We start from the raw sequence: 13,873 nt of genomic DNA on the forward strand, positions 1-13,873 counted from the left end.
ATGACAATCTTTGCTGCTATATGGTCGCATGCCTTAAAATTCGTTTTCTATTATCCATTATTTATGTCGTATTTATGGATGATTGGCGCGATCATTTTCTATTGGAAGGAACGTAAAGCTCCGCCTTATGATCAGCCAGCTCCATTAGAAAGCTATCCAAAAGTCGCTGTGTTAATTCCTTGTTTTAATGAAGGGGATAATGCAGAGGAAACGATTACTCATGCTTTAAAATTGGATTATCCTCATTTTGAAGTGATTGCGATTAATGATGGCAGTTCGGATAATACAGGTGAAGTGCTGGATCGGTTAGCTGAACAACATGAAAAACTCCGTGTTGTTCATCTTGCACAAAACCAAGGTAAAGCCATGGGGTTGCAAGCTGGAAGCTTAATGACCGATGCCGAGTTTTTAATTGGTATTGATGGTGATGCTTTACTTGACCCGCATGCAGCAAAGTGGATGGTTCGTCATTTTCTTCAAAATCCGACTGTTGCAGCCGTGACGGGTAACCCGCGTATCCGTACCCGTTCAACTTTATTAGGTCGTATTCAGGTTGGTGAGTTTTCTTCGATTGTCGGCATGATTAAACGTGCTCAGCGTACCTTTGGCCGTTTATTTACCGTATCTGGTGTTATTACCGCTTTTCGTAAGAGCGCTGTTCACCAAGTGGACTATTGGTCACCTAATATGTTGACTGAAGACATCGATATTACTTGGAAATTGCAACGTGCTGGCTGGGACATTCGTTTTGAACCGAATGCCTTGGTTTGGATTTTAATGCCTGAAACTTTAAACGGATTGTGGAAACAACGTTTACGCTGGGCAATGGGTGGAGCACAGGTATTAATTAAAAATATTGATGTGTTCACCAAACCAAAATTGAATTTTTTATGGCCTTTAATGTTTGAGCTTTGCTTAACTTTAGTCTGGTCATATTTAATGCTGGCGATGGCTTTGTTGTGGTTGGTACATTTTATTTTACCGGTCCCTGCATTAGCCGTTGTGAGCTCTCCATTTTTACCGTATGGTAGCGGTATTTTATTGGGGGCAACCTGTCTCATTCAGTTTGCTTTAAGCAAATGGATGGATAGTCGTTATGAACCGCATCTAGGAAAAAACTATTTCTGGATGATCTGGTATCCATTGGTCTTTTGGCTAATCACCATCTCGGCAACTATTGTGGCATTTCCAAAAGTCTTACGACGTGGAGATGAGAAACGTGCGCGTTGGGTGAGCCCGGATCGGGGCATTCGTGGATGAAATGCAAGAGTCATGAGATTTTAAAGATCGTGCTGTATTGATGTCTGGGGAAAAACCACAGCACTTCGTTAGGTAAAGAGAAATGAAGACAAATTCGTTGATTATTGATTTACGCCGTCAATTGCCATGGCATAAACGCTATGCTTCTACAACAAGCACAGCCATGATGTGGGCGGCTTGGTTGTTGTTGTGGCGTCCATTCGTGTTTATCTGGGTATTGGCTGAGCTGCAAAAAACTCATTTAGTACATCGTCTGTTCAGTGCATTCGGTGTAGGTATTGAACATGGTATTACAGCGCTGATTGCTTGTGCAGTCGGGTTGCTACTCTGGAGTCATGTATTGCCTGAACGCCGTGTAGAAGGTAGTGAACTTAACATGAAACAGACAGATGACTATGCGCGCTATTTTGATTTGCCTGTGCAAGAAATTGAGCAGGGCCGTAGCCAAAAAATTACGGTCGTTCACCATAATGAATTTGGTAAAATCATTAGAGTTGAATAAAGTACATTTATAGAAAGAAAGCCCACATCATGTGGGTTTTTTTTCGCTAATTTCGGTATATCCATAAGTTTTAAACTGTAGAGCGCGGTGCTTGAGTAGGACTTATTTACCTTTAAAAACAGGAGGTCTTTTTTGCAACATGGCAAAAACACCTTCTTGAACATCTTCTGTTGTGAGTAAAGGTTGAAGATGGTTTTGCAGTTGGTTAAAAGCCACTTCGTAACCTTCATTGACTGCCTCACGAGCAGAGGCAAGGGTCGCTTTTACAGCAAGTGGTGCAGCTTGCACGATATGTTCAGCAACTTCTATGGCACGTTTAAGCTCTGTACCTTCTGGGGATATTTCTGTAATGAGGTTCATATCAAAAGCTGCTTTGGCATCAAAAGAGTCACCAGTGAGCAAATAGCGCATGGCTTTGGCCCAACCTGCGGCTTGAGTAAAACGTGCAGTTGCTCCGCCAAAAGGTAAGATGCCACGTTGAACTTCCATTTGAGCAAATTGGGTATTTTCACTCGCAATCACAATATCTGCGTTGAGAAATAATTCTATACCAGCGGTATAACAATAACCTTGTACTGCTACTATCAACGGTTTACTAAGCTTTCGGCCTACAGTGCCCCAAGGGTTAATTTCGTTTTCACTAAAGTCAAAAACACCTGTAGCGAGCTTGGGTTGTAACTCAACTAGGTCTAAACCAGCTGTAAAATGGTCACCGTGAGCAAAAACAATCGCACAGCGCAGGGCGTCATTATTTTCATATTCGGTGAGCGCTAGTGATAAGTCTTTAATCATGTGGCTATCAAAGGCATTACGTTTTGCTGCCCGATCTAAGCCAATTAAAAAAATATGCCCGCGAGTTTCACGGCTGACTTTTCCTTCTTGATTTGACATATTTTCACGCTCTTTTATTTGTCTTTCATTATCTTTTAAACAATCATTTAAAAACTAGCAAATAGAAATTGTTAGCGACTCGATCAGTATTTCTTTTGTCTGTACATTGAAATAAATCAATTTCATGCGAACAGGATAAATCCTTAGACAGAGTCATTTTCCATGATTTATTTAAATTAGCAGTTTGCTTCACTTTATATTTTTCTCATAATACGCTGTCAAATTGATCTCAATAAGCAGCTTCTCTTATGTCACCTCTAGAAATTTTCGCGGTCTTAATTAGCCTCATTGGAGTTGGATTAACGGTAATCCGTAATATGTGGTGCTGGCTGTTTAATTTCTTTGCTTTTGTCCTATATGCCTATTTGTTTTACGAATTTAAGCTTTATGGCGAAACGATTTTGCAATTCTTTTTTATGGTCGTAAATTTTTATGGCTTTTACTATTGGCTCAAAGGAAAGCAGCAAGATCATGACATTCGAATCGAGCCTATTGCAGTTCAAACAGCTATCATTCAAATGATTATTGCCGCGGTAGGTGGCTTAGTCTTTGGTTTTGTTCTTAAAAACTTTACCGATGCGGCGGTGCCGATGCTTGACTCACAGCTTGCAGCATTTAGCTTGCTTGCAACTTATTGGACCAGCCGAAAGCATATTGCGACATGGATCCTTTGGGTATTTGTCGATATTGTTTATGTCGGCATGTTTATCTATAAAGATCTGTTTTTAACTTCAGCCTTATATGCAGCCTTTGTATTAATGGCAGCTTATGGTTGGTATCAATGGGAAAAGGTTAAAAGAAAGCAGAACTTAGATGCTGGGCAGCTTTAATTGGGAGAATAAGCATGTTGTTGAGTTTAGATACTTATAAACAACAACAGTTTGATCAAATTGCTGCAAAAATTATGGTTGAGCCTGAAAAATATATAGATTTTAATTCAGTATCGGATTTTTATAACGCTGCTTGGCTCAAGGACTTTCCACAAGGCACTCAGGCCTCTGCGACAGGTTTAGATGATGGGGCAGAAGAGTTTTATGCAGTAGTACAGTTTAAACAGCAGTACTTAAAGTTTGATATTAAAGAAAATCATTCAACACTGAGTTTTCAGGATATGAATGGTGAAATTTTTAAGCGTAATTTTTAATTGAAGAAATAAGAGTACAAAAAAAGCGACTTAACGTCGCTTTTTTTAATAGATAAATTTTGAAATTTTATCTGCCGTTGCGATGACCAGAGCTGCGATATCTTCTTTAAAGGTCTTCTCATCATAAGTGGTAATTGGGCAACTCACTGAAAGGACAGCCACCATTTTTCCATTTGATTGTTTGAAAATAGGAGCAGCACAAGCAGCCATGTCATGGTTGTAATGTCCCCAGCTCACCATCGACTTTTGAGTTTTTACATAATTCAATTTTTGCAATAATGCTTTTAAACTGGTTGGGGTAAGTTCTGAGTAACTATCCCAGTCATTAAAATTGCGATAGCGTTGTCGTACTTCTGCCTCTGGTAAATCTGATAATAACATTTGACCAATAACTGTAGCATGGGCAGGCCAGCGAGTACCTAAACTAATATTGCTGGTAAACGTACCCATAGATTGAACGTTATTTACAAAAACAATGTGTGTACCTTCTAAAACGGTCAGGTGTACTGCAAGTTTGGTCTGGTCACGTAGTTCTTTCATTAAAGGCGTAGATAAATCAAGTAATGAAAGCTTTGATAAACTGTTAAAACCAAGCTCCATAACTTTTGAATCAAGCGCATATGTTTTTTGTGAAGCCTTTCTTAAGTAACCGCAAGCTTCAAGTGTATAGATAAGCCGAAATGCACTAGAACGGTTCACTTCCAAAATTTCGGCAATTTCTGTAATGGTCATTTCTTGTGCTTGTTGATTAAATGCTTGCAAGATGGCTAAACCACGCACAAGCCCTGGTACTAAATACCGATCATCATTTTTTGTTGTTTCTGATTCTTGCGAATCTTCTTCAATCTCTAGGCTCATTCGTGTCGTTTTCCTATAAATAAAACAGGGTTCGAATTGGGGCATTATGCTTTATTTTAGAACTATTGTAATTATAAAGATTACATAAAACAATTTTTATATTTAAAACATTGTTTCCGACTTGAAACGTAACAAATTATTTAAAATTTATTAATCAATTGATTTTAATGTTTATTTTTACTTTGACAAAAATTAATCAAGAGGATTATGCTTAGCTTGTGTTTTGAAAATCAAATTATGTTTTGTATATAAAACAAAATGAGGACGCAAGGTATGAGTTGGATCTCAGTTTGTCAGCAGGGTGACGTTAGCGAAGATGAGCCGAAAGCCGTCGAAGTTGAAGGGAAAAAAATTGGTGTTTTTTTTGTCGATGAAAATTACTTCGCTATCGAAAATGTTTGCCCTCATGCGTATGCCTTATTAACGGAAGGATTTATCGAAGATCAAACTGTGGAATGTCCATTGCACGAAGCAATTTTTGACATTCAGACAGGTGAGCTAAAAAGTGGACCCGGGTGTAGAAACCTATGTACGTACCCAGTTCGTGTTGAAGGACAGGATATTCAAATTCAACTCTAGTCCTCACATGTACAAGGAAGCAGAACAATGAAGACATTTAATGAAAAGTTGGCAAGCTGGATTCATGCAACGCCAGCAACCGAAGCAGGTATCAACAATATTCAAGTTCCAGGTCAATCTGAATTGTTGGTTTGGCAAACACGTTATAAAGAACCGACTCTCTACGAACAAGACTTTGTAAAGAACTTGATTCAGGCATTTTCTGCGGGCGCAACAGAATTAGATGAGGTTGTTTCTGCACTTAATCAACAGGGTTTCCGTTGTGAATCTGGTGATGAATGGACTTCTGAGAGCTTTACAGAAGAAATGCAACGTTTAGGTTATTGATTCAGGGAAGAATAAAATGAACGCAATCGTATCAACTTCACAAAGCGCTGAAGAATATTTAGAACTTGGTTTACGTGACCAATGGCATCCGGTTTTAGCAAGTTGGGAAGTCGCTGCTAATCCGGTTGGGATTACCCGTTTAGGTGAAAACATTGTGGTTTGGCGTGATGCCGAAGGTCAGGTACATGCGCTTGAAGATCGCTGTCCACACCGCGGTGCTCGTCTTTCACTCGGCTGGAACTTGGGTGATCGAGTTGCTTGCTGGTATCACGGTGTTGAAGTTCGTGCTGATGGTGTGGTTGCTGATGTGCCAGCCGTTCATGAATGCCCAATGACTGGAACCAAGTGTTTAAAGAGCTATCCGGTCATTGAACAGCATGGTGCAATCTTCATCTGGTTTGGTATCGATGCAAATGAACAACCTGCACCGCTTGAGTTCCCAGAACAACTGGCAAGCGAAGAGTGGAGTTCATTCCTTTGCCAAGCAGACTGGAAAGTAAACCATCAATATGCCATTGATAACGTCATGGACCCAATGCACGGTACATATTTGCACTGTACTTCACATTCAATGGCAGAAGGTGAACGTACCGCAGAGATGAAACACCGCACAACTGAAAATGGTTTTGTTTTTGAAAAAGAAGGCCAAACAGGTGTGAACTTTGACTGGGTTGAATATGGTTCGACCGGTGCAAGTTGGTTACGTCTTTCAATTCCTTACCGTAAACAGTTTGGTCCGGGTGGTGAATTCTGGATTGTGGGTTACGCAACGCCAATTGATGCTAACAATACCCGTGTATTTTTCTGGCGCTGCCGTAAGGTGAGTGGTTGGCAACGTAATGTATGGCGCTTCTTATATCGCAATCATTTAGAACAGTTGCATTGGGATGTATTGGAACAAGACCGAATTATTTTAGAAAACCTTGCGCCAAATGCGCGTGCACGAGAATTCTTATATCAACACGATGTAGGGCTTGCACGTTTACGCCGTTTAATGAAAAAAGAAGCTGAAAAGCAATTAAAGAAAATTGCTGCGCTAAATGCATTAAACCGTATCGAGATGCAGGAAGAAGCTCATGGCTAATGTAGCGTTGTTGCAAGGCAAAAAAGTTTTAGTGACTGGTGCTGCACGTGGTTTAGGGCGGGATTTCGCTCAAGCTATTGCCGAGGCTGGTGCTGAAGTTGTGATGGCAGATATTTTGTCTGACTTGGTGCAACAAGAAGCGCAAGCGTTACAGCAACAAGGGCTAAACGTTCATGCAGTAACAGTTGACCTTGCCAATGCAGACTCTATTGAAAATGCGGTTGAAAAAAGCGTGGAAGTATTACAAGGACTAGATGGCCTTGTGAACTGTGCAGCGCTTGCAACCAATGTCGGTGGAAAAAATATGATTGATTACGATCCTGAACTTTGGGATCGGGTCATGAATATTAATGTGAAAGGTACATGGTTAATTACAAAAGCTTGTATTCCACATTTAAAACAATCGACTGCTGGCAAGATTATTAATGTTGCGTCAGATACAGCACTTTGGGGTGCACCGAACTTGATGGCTTATGTGGCAAGTAAAGGTGCAATTCTTGCTATGACACGTTCAATGGCAAGAGAGTTGGGACAGTTCAATATCTGTGTCAATACCTTGTCTCCGGGGCTGACTCTGGTTGAAGCAACCGAGTATGTGCCACAGGAACGTCATGATTTATATGTCAACGGAAGAGCGATTCAACGTCAGCAACTTCCACAAGATTTAAATGGAACAGCATTGTATCTACTGTCGGATTTGTCCTCTTTTGTGACAGGTCAAAATATTCCGGTCAATGGCGGTTTTGTCTTTAACTAAGGAGTAGTCAAATGATTACAGGGATCGAGATTTTAAAGTTTGGAGTTGAAGATAGAGCCGCTTCAAACAAGTTTTTGGCAGATTTTGGTTTAAGCCAAAGTACTTCGGATATTGAAGGCGCAGATTTATACCAGACTCAAAACGGCAGCAAGATTTATCTATTTAATTGTGATGATGACCGTTTGCCTGCTGCCATTGAACAAGGTTCAACTTTACGTGAAGTGACTTGGGGTGTTGAAAGCACACAAGACCTTGATGACTTGGCAGCTCGTTTGGCTGATGTAGAGGGTTTTAAACGTTCTGAAAATACAGTTCAGTGTCTTGACCCAAATGGCATGACCATTCGTTTTGAACAAAGTTTTGTAAAAGAAGTACCAGAACTTAAAACGGAAGGTATTAACCAATACGGCAATATTCAGCGTGTTAATGCAGCAAGTCCTGTTTATGAAAAAGGTCAACCTGTTGCGATTGGACATGTGGTGTTTTTCACACCGGATTTGGCAACTACTGAAAACTTCTATATTGAAAAAGTAGGCTTTCATTTATCGGATGCCTATAAAAATCGTGGTGCATTCTTACGTTGCCGCGGTGAAGGTTATCACCACGATTTATTCTTACTTAGCGTTCCAAATAAACCTGCGGGTCTAAATCACGTTGCATTTGTTGTCCGTGATATTCATGAGGTGATTGGAGGCGGTTTACATATGAACCGTTCAGAGTGGTCAACCTTTATTGGACCGGGACGTCATCCAATTTCTTCTGCTTATTTCTGGTACGTCAACTCACCATTGGGTGGTGCATTTGAATATTACACCAACGATGATTATTTGACCGAAGAATGGCAGCCACGTGTAGAAGAACATCGTCTAGAGCTTTTCACTGAGTGGGCGATTGAAGGTGGTCTTGATGACAAAACCCGCCGTCAGGTAAAGCCTGTGTAACAGGCATTGCTTTACAAGGAAGAAAGGCTATGGAAAAGATTGTAATTGTAGGGGCGGGGCAGGCTGCAGGTTGGGCAGTTAGTACCTTACGTCAAAATGGATATGTGGGTGAAATTCATGTGGTCTCAAATGAAGATCAGGTGTTTTATGAGCGTCCGCCTCTGTCTAAGCAAGTACTTTCAAAAGAAGCAACTTATGAAAGTTTGAATTTGTTCTCTCCAGAACAGGTTCAAGAGTTCAATATTCAATGGCACAAACCGGAAATTGCAACAAAAGTCGATCGCGAGCAAAAGCAGGTTCATTTAGAAAGTGGACAGGTTTTACCCTATGACAAATTGCTGATTGCAACAGGAAGCCGTGCCCGTGTACCCGTCAATACATGGCAGTTCATTCCTAATGTTGTGACTTTACGAAATGTGCGTGACTGTGAACGTCTGGCTGAAATTTTAAAGAATGCAAAAAATGTGGCTGTGATTGGCGGTGGCTGGATTGGTTTGGAAATCGCTGCAACTGCGCGTAAGCAAGGGAAAGATGTTCATATTTTTGAATATGGCGACCGCTTATGTGCAAGAAGTGTGAGTCCGGAAGTTTCTGCATTTTTAAAAAATATGCATGAGGCTCAAGGCACAAAAATTCATTTAGACAGCAAGAGCCTTCACTTAGTGGAAGCACCAGATCAAAAAGTTGAAGTGGTGAACCATCCTCAACATAGTCAGTTATTTGATTGTGTTGTAGTGGGTGCAGGTGCCGAAATTGCGAAAGAGTTAGGCGTGCACGCTGGGCTCGATGTGAAAGATGGCATTGTAGTGAATTGTTTTGGGCAAACCTCAGATCAAGACATTTATGCCGCAGGTGATGTCGCGATTCATCCGGGTTTGGGCTATTGCATTCAGTCTTGGGCAAATGCACAAAATCAGGCGATTGCAGCTGCGAAATCAATGCTCGGAATTGAAACTGAATATACCGATATTCCTTGGCTTTGGTCTGATCAATATCACTTTAATATCCAGATTTTAGGAACATATCAACCTGAAAAAACCAAAGAAGTGGTGATTCGCCAAGGTGGTGAAGATCAGGTGAGCTATCTATATCTGGACCATGAAAATCGCTTGCTGAATATGATTGCCATTAATGACTCGAAGTTAATCAAGCTGGCAAAGCGTTGGATGCAAGCCAACACCGTTTTAGATCCAAAATTATTAGCAGATGCTGAATTTAATGTCATGAAGTTAAAACCGTAAACATTAAATCTGGTTCTCATTACCAAATCGAAGGAATGACACATGAGTAATGAAGAAAAAAGTGGATTAAAGCATTGGGTACCTGCTTTTGTCCTTATGGTGTGTGTAGTACTGGCATTTTTCGACAAGATCAGTATTGCGGTTTTATTTTCAGACCCACATTTTCAAAGCTCGATGGGAATTGCTGAAGATAAAGCCAAGCTCGGATGGCTCATGACAAGTTTTTTACTTGCTTATGGTTTTTCATCAGTCTTTCTAAGCTTTTTAGGCGACATTTTTAACCCAAAGAAAATGTTGTTCTGGAGTGTGACTTCTTGGGGGTTACTCATGCTTTGCATGGGCTTTACCACCAGCTACTCAGGCATGTTGATTTTACGGGTTCTACTCGGTTTGGCAGAAGGTCCGCTATTTGCTTTGGCATACACCATTGTTAAGCAGACTTATACAGACCGTCAGCAGGCACGTGCCTCAACCATGTTCTTACTAGGTACACCGATTGGTGCATTCCTTGGGTTCCCAATTACGGCAGCCGTTCTGGCACACCACGACTGGCACACCACTTTTTTTGTGATGGCTGCACTAACACTCATTGCAATTTTAAGCATTGTTTTTGGTCTGCGTAACTTGCAACTCAAGAAAACTGTTGAGCTTGAAGGTGAAAGTAAACGTACTAACTTCAAAGGCCATATCGCCAATACCAAAGTACTTGTGAGCAATAGCGCGTTCTGGTTGGTGTGCTTATTCAATATTGCCTTAATGACTTATTTGTGGGGCCTAAACAGTTGGGTTCCTTCTTATCTCATGCAAGACAAAGGATTCAACCTCAAGGAGTTTGGGGTGTATTCAAGCTTTCCATTCATTGCCATGTTAATTGGCGAAGTGGTTGGTGCGTTTTTATCTGACAAATTAGGCCGCCGCGCAATTCAAGTATTCAGCGGTTTATTACTCGCGGGCATCTTCATGTATGTGATGGTCATTATGACTGAGCCATTATTGATTATTGCTGCCATGTCTTTAAGTGCTATGGCGTGGGGCTTTGGAGTAGCTGCGGTATTTGCTTTGCTTGCCCGAGTAACCACCTCAAATGTAGGTGCAACAGCGGGTGGAATATTTAACGGTTTAGGCAATTTTGCAAGTGCAATTGCACCTGTACTGATCGGTTACATCGTGATGCAAACACATAGTTTTAATTTGGGAATTACCTTCTTGGCTGCAGTCGCTGTCATTGGGTCGTTGTTCTTGGTTCCTCTTTTAAAACGTTATTAATTCACTGTATAGGAGTTTAAAAAATGACTACACAACAATTCGAATCGTGGAAACAGCCGGAAGGCGCTTCTTTAGAAGATTGGTTAAACACACGTATTGCTCGCTTTGAGACTCGTAAATATGACTTTGAGGCTTTGAAGTTCCAGGCCGATTACGATCCGAAATATCGCCGTGCTCAAATGCGCTATATGGGTACGGGTGCAACTGGTGTTGCAAATGACAGCAACACTGTACCTGCAGAGAACTTTACGTTTTCGACTATGGTGCTACCACCACAGTGTGAAGGTCCTTTGCACATTCACCACGACGTTGAAGAAGTTTTCTTTATGCTCCGCGGCGAAATTGATTTGTTTATTGAGCACAACGGCGAGAAATTCCAGACCCGCTTAAAAGAGCGTGACCTGATTTCAATTCCACCGGGGATCTACCGTGGTTTATTTAACCCAGGTCAAGAAGATGCCTTGATGTGCGTGATGTTGGGAACAGGTAAACCAACAATTCCTAACTATCCACCAGAGCATCCATTGTCTCAAATCAAACGTTAATTGTTTGATGAAGTGAATGAAAGGAAAGAATTAAAAATGATGACACTCATTGAAAAGTTAGCAGAATTTCCGGTGAAAACCGTTACTGTTCAAGGCCAGCAGCAAGCCTATCGGGAAGCCGGTCAGGGCGAGTACCTTGTGCTGTTGCATGGCATTAGTTCAGGTTCTGCTTCATGGGTAAACCAACTTGAAGTGCTGTCTCATCATTTTCATGTCATTGCCTGGGACGCACCGGGCTATGGCAAATCAGATGAACTTTTAACTGATCAGCCCAATGCTACCGACTACGCAAAGCGTTTGGCAGCGTTATTCGATGTTTTAAAAATTGAAAAAGCAATTGTAGTGGGACACTCATTAGGTGCCTTACAGGCCAGTGCATTTGCTGCACTGTACCCAGAGCGAGTGGAACACTTAGTTGTTGCTAACTTAGCTCAAGGCTACCAGTGCCACGATAAACAAACACAAATTCAGGTTTTTGAAAAAAGACCAAAAATGTTGAAAGAGTTAGGTGCTAAAGGAATGGCCGAAAGCCGTGGACCTCATTTGATTTATAAACAAGAGCCACAAGCCTTAGCTTTAGTTTCAGAAGTGATGCAGCAGTTGACCTTACAAGGTTTCACACATGCATCGTACTTACTGGCATATGACGAAATACGTAATTATTTAACCGATTTAAAAGTCCCATGCACAGTGATTGCAGGGCAGCAAGATCAAATCACTCCTGCGTTAGGTATACAAGAGCTTGCTCAGGAATTGCAGTTGGAACAGCGCTTCGTCATAGAAGATGCAGGACATTTAAGTTATGTCGACCAACCGCAAGCATTTAACCAAATTATGTTGACGATTCAGGAACAATCGTAAGAGAGATTAAGGATTATGAGCTTCCAAGTTGAAGGAAAAGTTGCAGTTGTTACCGGTGGCTCATCTGGGATTGGGCTGGCTGCTGTTGAAATACTGGTTGCAGAGGGTGCAAAAGTTGCTTGGTGTGGTCGCGATGAAGAACGTTTAAATACTTCTAAGCACTATATTTTAGAAAAATTTCCACATGCCAATATTTTTACCAAAGCATGTAATGTTTTGAAAAAAGAAGAAGTTCAGCAATTTGCCAAAGAGGTCAAACTCAATTTGGGCAATGTGGACATGCTTATTAACAATGCTGGACAAGGCCGTGTTTCAAATTTTGAAAATACGCAAGATGAAGACTGGATGAAAGAGATTGAGCTGAAATATTTCAGTGTTTTACATCCGGTACGGGCTTTTCTTGACGACTTAAAACAGTCGGCAAATGCCTCAATTACCAATGTGAATTCGTTACTGGCATTGCAACCGGAACCACACATGATTGCGACTTCATCTGCACGCGCTGCACTGTTGAATTTAACCCACTCGTTGGCACATGAATTTACTCAATATGGGGTCCGCGTTAACTCGATTTTACTCGGAATGGTGGAATCTGCGCAGTGGAAACGCCGTTATGAAACCCGTTCAGATTTAAATCTGTCATGGGAAGAGTGGACAGGCAATATTGCAAAAAATCGTGGCATTCCTATGCAGCGTTTAGGCCGTCCAGAAGAGCCTGCACGTGCTTTAGTTTTCTTGGCATCACCATTGGCATCTTACACCACAGGTTCGGCAATAGATGTCTCGGGTGGTTTTAACAAACATTTATAAATATCAGGTGCTGTCATGAAAAAGTTGATGATGATTGGTTTTGGTGCAATGGCAGCAGAAGTGTATGCCCACTTGCCTCAAGATCTGCAACTGAAATGGATTGTCGTGCCATCTCGCAGCATTGAAAAAGTGCAATCACAAGTCTCTTCTGACATTCAAGTGATTTCAGATATTGAGCAATGTGATGGTACACCAGACTATGTCATTGAGGTGGCAGGTCAAGCAGCAGTAAAAGAGCATGCTCAAAAAGTTTTAGCGAAAGGCTGGACCATTGGTCTGATTTCGGTGGGTACTTTGGCTGATAGTGAATTTTTGGTTCAGCTTAAGCAAACTGCCGAAAAAAATGATGCCCATCTGCATTTACTGGCAGGGGCTATCGCAGGTATTGACGGTATTTCTGCTGCTAAAGAAGGTGGCTTGCAAAAGGTCACTTATAAAGGCTGTAAAAGTCCAAAAAGCTGGAAGGGCAGTTATGCAGAGCAATTGGTCGATTTAGACCATGTTTCAGAACCTACGGTCTTTTTTACTGGAACTGCTCGTGAAGCTGCTATGAAATTTCCGGCCAATGCCAACGTTGCAGCAACGATTGCACTTGCAGGGCTTGGAATGGATGAAACCATGGTTGAGTTAACTGTTGATCCAACTATCAACAAGAACAAACACACCATTGTGGCGGAAGGTGGCTTTGGACAAATGACCATTGAACTGGTGGGTGTGCCGCTGCCAAGTAACCCGAAAACATCAACTTTGGCTGCGCTTAGCGTGATTCGTGCTTGTCGCAACAGTGTAGAAGCAATACAGATTTAA

17 protein-coding genes are annotated in these 13,873 nt (G+C 41.4%); 15 read left to right on the forward strand and 2 right to left on the reverse strand.

What is annotated here, in order from left to right; translation table 11 throughout:
- On the forward strand, positions 1-1,260 hold the full coding sequence (gene pgaC, locus EGT34_RS16300; RefSeq protein ID WP_000151613.1) for a poly-beta-1,6-N-acetyl-D-glucosamine synthase: 1,260 nt from the start codon (positions 1-3) through the stop codon (positions 1,258-1,260).
- Between the two features lie 82 nt (positions 1,261-1,342).
- The gene (pgaD, locus tag EGT34_RS16305) at positions 1,343-1,762 is read left to right on the forward strand and encodes a poly-beta-1,6-N-acetyl-D-glucosamine biosynthesis protein PgaD (RefSeq protein WP_000856365.1); all 420 of its coding nucleotides are present in this window, start codon (positions 1,343-1,345) and stop codon (positions 1,760-1,762) included.
- A gap of 102 nt (positions 1,763-1,864) precedes the next feature.
- On the opposite strand, the gene EGT34_RS16310 is transcribed toward pgaD, so the two are convergent.
- A complete protein-coding gene (locus tag EGT34_RS16310) occupies positions 1,865-2,653 on the reverse strand; it encodes a crotonase/enoyl-CoA hydratase family protein (RefSeq protein ID WP_060454533.1) in 789 nt (262 codons plus the stop codon).
- Between the two features lie 248 nt (positions 2,654-2,901).
- Here EGT34_RS16310 and pnuC point away from each other — a divergent pair, with 248 nt between their 5' ends.
- Positions 2,902-3,483, forward strand: a complete 582-nt coding sequence (gene pnuC, locus EGT34_RS16315; RefSeq protein ID WP_004748051.1) for a nicotinamide riboside transporter PnuC — start codon at positions 2,902-2,904, stop codon at positions 3,481-3,483.
- Positions 3,484-3,497: 14 nt separating this feature from the next.
- Positions 3,498-3,797 (forward strand): hypothetical protein, encoded by a 300-nt coding sequence (locus EGT34_RS16320; protein WP_004748049.1) that lies wholly within the window; start codon positions 3,498-3,500, stop codon positions 3,795-3,797.
- 45 nt (positions 3,798-3,842) lie between these two features.
- Here EGT34_RS16320 and EGT34_RS16325 read toward each other — a convergent pair whose 3' ends face one another.
- Positions 3,843-4,655, reverse strand: coding sequence for an IclR family transcriptional regulator (locus EGT34_RS16325; protein ID WP_000051057.1), 813 nt, complete (start codon positions 4,653-4,655; stop codon positions 3,843-3,845).
- Between the two features lie 273 nt (positions 4,656-4,928).
- Between EGT34_RS16325 and EGT34_RS16330 the strand changes: the two genes are divergently transcribed.
- From EGT34_RS16330 to EGT34_RS16380, 11 genes are read left to right on the forward strand one after another with little or no spacing between them, the layout of a single operon-like run.
- A complete protein-coding gene (locus tag EGT34_RS16330; RefSeq protein ID WP_000118514.1) occupies positions 4,929-5,234 on the forward strand; it encodes a non-heme iron oxygenase ferredoxin subunit in 306 nt (101 codons plus the stop codon).
- Between the two features lie 27 nt (positions 5,235-5,261).
- Complete coding sequence (locus tag EGT34_RS16335; RefSeq protein ID WP_000847096.1) at positions 5,262-5,561, forward strand: recombinase-like helix-turn-helix domain-containing protein; 300 nt, start codon at positions 5,262-5,264, stop codon at positions 5,559-5,561.
- Between the two features lie 16 nt (positions 5,562-5,577).
- Complete coding sequence (locus tag EGT34_RS16340; RefSeq protein ID WP_004748045.1) at positions 5,578-6,645, forward strand: aromatic ring-hydroxylating oxygenase subunit alpha; 1,068 nt, start codon at positions 5,578-5,580, stop codon at positions 6,643-6,645.
- Positions 6,638-7,402, forward strand: a complete 765-nt coding sequence (locus tag EGT34_RS16345) for an SDR family oxidoreductase (RefSeq protein WP_004748043.1) — start codon at positions 6,638-6,640, stop codon at positions 7,400-7,402. The genes EGT34_RS16340 and EGT34_RS16345 overlap by 8 nt, the downstream gene beginning before the upstream one ends.
- An 11-nt stretch (positions 7,403-7,413) precedes the next feature.
- Positions 7,414-8,343: a VOC family protein gene (locus tag EGT34_RS16350; RefSeq protein ID WP_004748041.1), complete on the forward strand. Its 930-nt coding sequence runs from the start codon at positions 7,414-7,416 to the stop codon at positions 8,341-8,343.
- 29 nt (positions 8,344-8,372) lie between these two features.
- Positions 8,373-9,584, forward strand: coding sequence for an NAD(P)/FAD-dependent oxidoreductase (locus EGT34_RS16355; RefSeq protein WP_000411888.1), 1,212 nt, complete (start codon positions 8,373-8,375; stop codon positions 9,582-9,584).
- A 42-nt stretch (positions 9,585-9,626) separates the two neighbouring features.
- Complete coding sequence (locus EGT34_RS16360; protein ID WP_000064049.1) at positions 9,627-10,850, forward strand: MFS transporter; 1,224 nt, start codon at positions 9,627-9,629, stop codon at positions 10,848-10,850.
- Between the two features lie 23 nt (positions 10,851-10,873).
- Positions 10,874-11,395, forward strand: coding sequence for a cupin domain-containing protein (locus EGT34_RS16365; protein ID WP_000211626.1), 522 nt, complete (start codon positions 10,874-10,876; stop codon positions 11,393-11,395).
- Between the two features lie 36 nt (positions 11,396-11,431).
- A complete protein-coding gene (locus EGT34_RS16370) occupies positions 11,432-12,256 on the forward strand; it encodes an alpha/beta fold hydrolase (protein ID WP_060454534.1) in 825 nt (274 codons plus the stop codon).
- Positions 12,257-12,271: 15 nt separating this feature from the next.
- Positions 12,272-13,066, forward strand: coding sequence for an SDR family oxidoreductase (locus tag EGT34_RS16375; RefSeq protein WP_004748037.1), 795 nt, complete (start codon positions 12,272-12,274; stop codon positions 13,064-13,066).
- 15 nt (positions 13,067-13,081) lie between these two features.
- A complete protein-coding gene (locus tag EGT34_RS16380) occupies positions 13,082-13,873 on the forward strand; it encodes an aspartate dehydrogenase (RefSeq protein ID WP_000735778.1) in 792 nt (263 codons plus the stop codon).

Origin of the sequence: Acinetobacter sp. FDAARGOS_558 (genome assembly GCF_003937785.1) — a bacterium.
GTDB lineage: Bacteria > Pseudomonadota > Gammaproteobacteria > Pseudomonadales > Moraxellaceae > Acinetobacter > Acinetobacter baumannii.

Coding starts and splice junctions, on each gene's coding strand:
- pgaC (WP_000151613.1), top strand. CDS start 1: ATGACAATCTTTGCTGCTATATGGTCGCATGCCTTAAAATTCGTTTTC.
- pgaD (WP_000856365.1), top strand. CDS start 1,343: ATGAAGACAAATTCGTTGATTATTGATTTACGCCGTCAATTGCCATGG.
- EGT34_RS16310 (WP_060454533.1), bottom strand. CDS start 2,653: ATGTCAAATCAAGAAGGAAAAGTCAGCCGTGAAACTCGCGGGCATATT.
- pnuC (WP_004748051.1), top strand. CDS start 2,902: ATGTCACCTCTAGAAATTTTCGCGGTCTTAATTAGCCTCATTGGAGTT.
- EGT34_RS16320 (WP_004748049.1), top strand. CDS start 3,498: ATGTTGTTGAGTTTAGATACTTATAAACAACAACAGTTTGATCAAATT.
- EGT34_RS16325 (WP_000051057.1), bottom strand. CDS start 4,655: ATGAGCCTAGAGATTGAAGAAGATTCGCAAGAATCAGAAACAACAAAA.
- EGT34_RS16330 (WP_000118514.1), top strand. CDS start 4,929: ATGAGTTGGATCTCAGTTTGTCAGCAGGGTGACGTTAGCGAAGATGAG.
- EGT34_RS16335 (WP_000847096.1), top strand. CDS start 5,262: ATGAAGACATTTAATGAAAAGTTGGCAAGCTGGATTCATGCAACGCCA.
- EGT34_RS16340 (WP_004748045.1), top strand. CDS start 5,578: ATGAACGCAATCGTATCAACTTCACAAAGCGCTGAAGAATATTTAGAA.
- EGT34_RS16345 (WP_004748043.1), top strand. CDS start 6,638: ATGGCTAATGTAGCGTTGTTGCAAGGCAAAAAAGTTTTAGTGACTGGT.
- EGT34_RS16350 (WP_004748041.1), top strand. CDS start 7,414: ATGATTACAGGGATCGAGATTTTAAAGTTTGGAGTTGAAGATAGAGCC.
- EGT34_RS16355 (WP_000411888.1), top strand. CDS start 8,373: ATGGAAAAGATTGTAATTGTAGGGGCGGGGCAGGCTGCAGGTTGGGCA.
- EGT34_RS16360 (WP_000064049.1), top strand. CDS start 9,627: ATGAGTAATGAAGAAAAAAGTGGATTAAAGCATTGGGTACCTGCTTTT.
- EGT34_RS16365 (WP_000211626.1), top strand. CDS start 10,874: ATGACTACACAACAATTCGAATCGTGGAAACAGCCGGAAGGCGCTTCT.
- EGT34_RS16370 (WP_060454534.1), top strand. CDS start 11,432: ATGATGACACTCATTGAAAAGTTAGCAGAATTTCCGGTGAAAACCGTT.
- EGT34_RS16375 (WP_004748037.1), top strand. CDS start 12,272: ATGAGCTTCCAAGTTGAAGGAAAAGTTGCAGTTGTTACCGGTGGCTCA.
- EGT34_RS16380 (WP_000735778.1), top strand. CDS start 13,082: ATGAAAAAGTTGATGATGATTGGTTTTGGTGCAATGGCAGCAGAAGTG.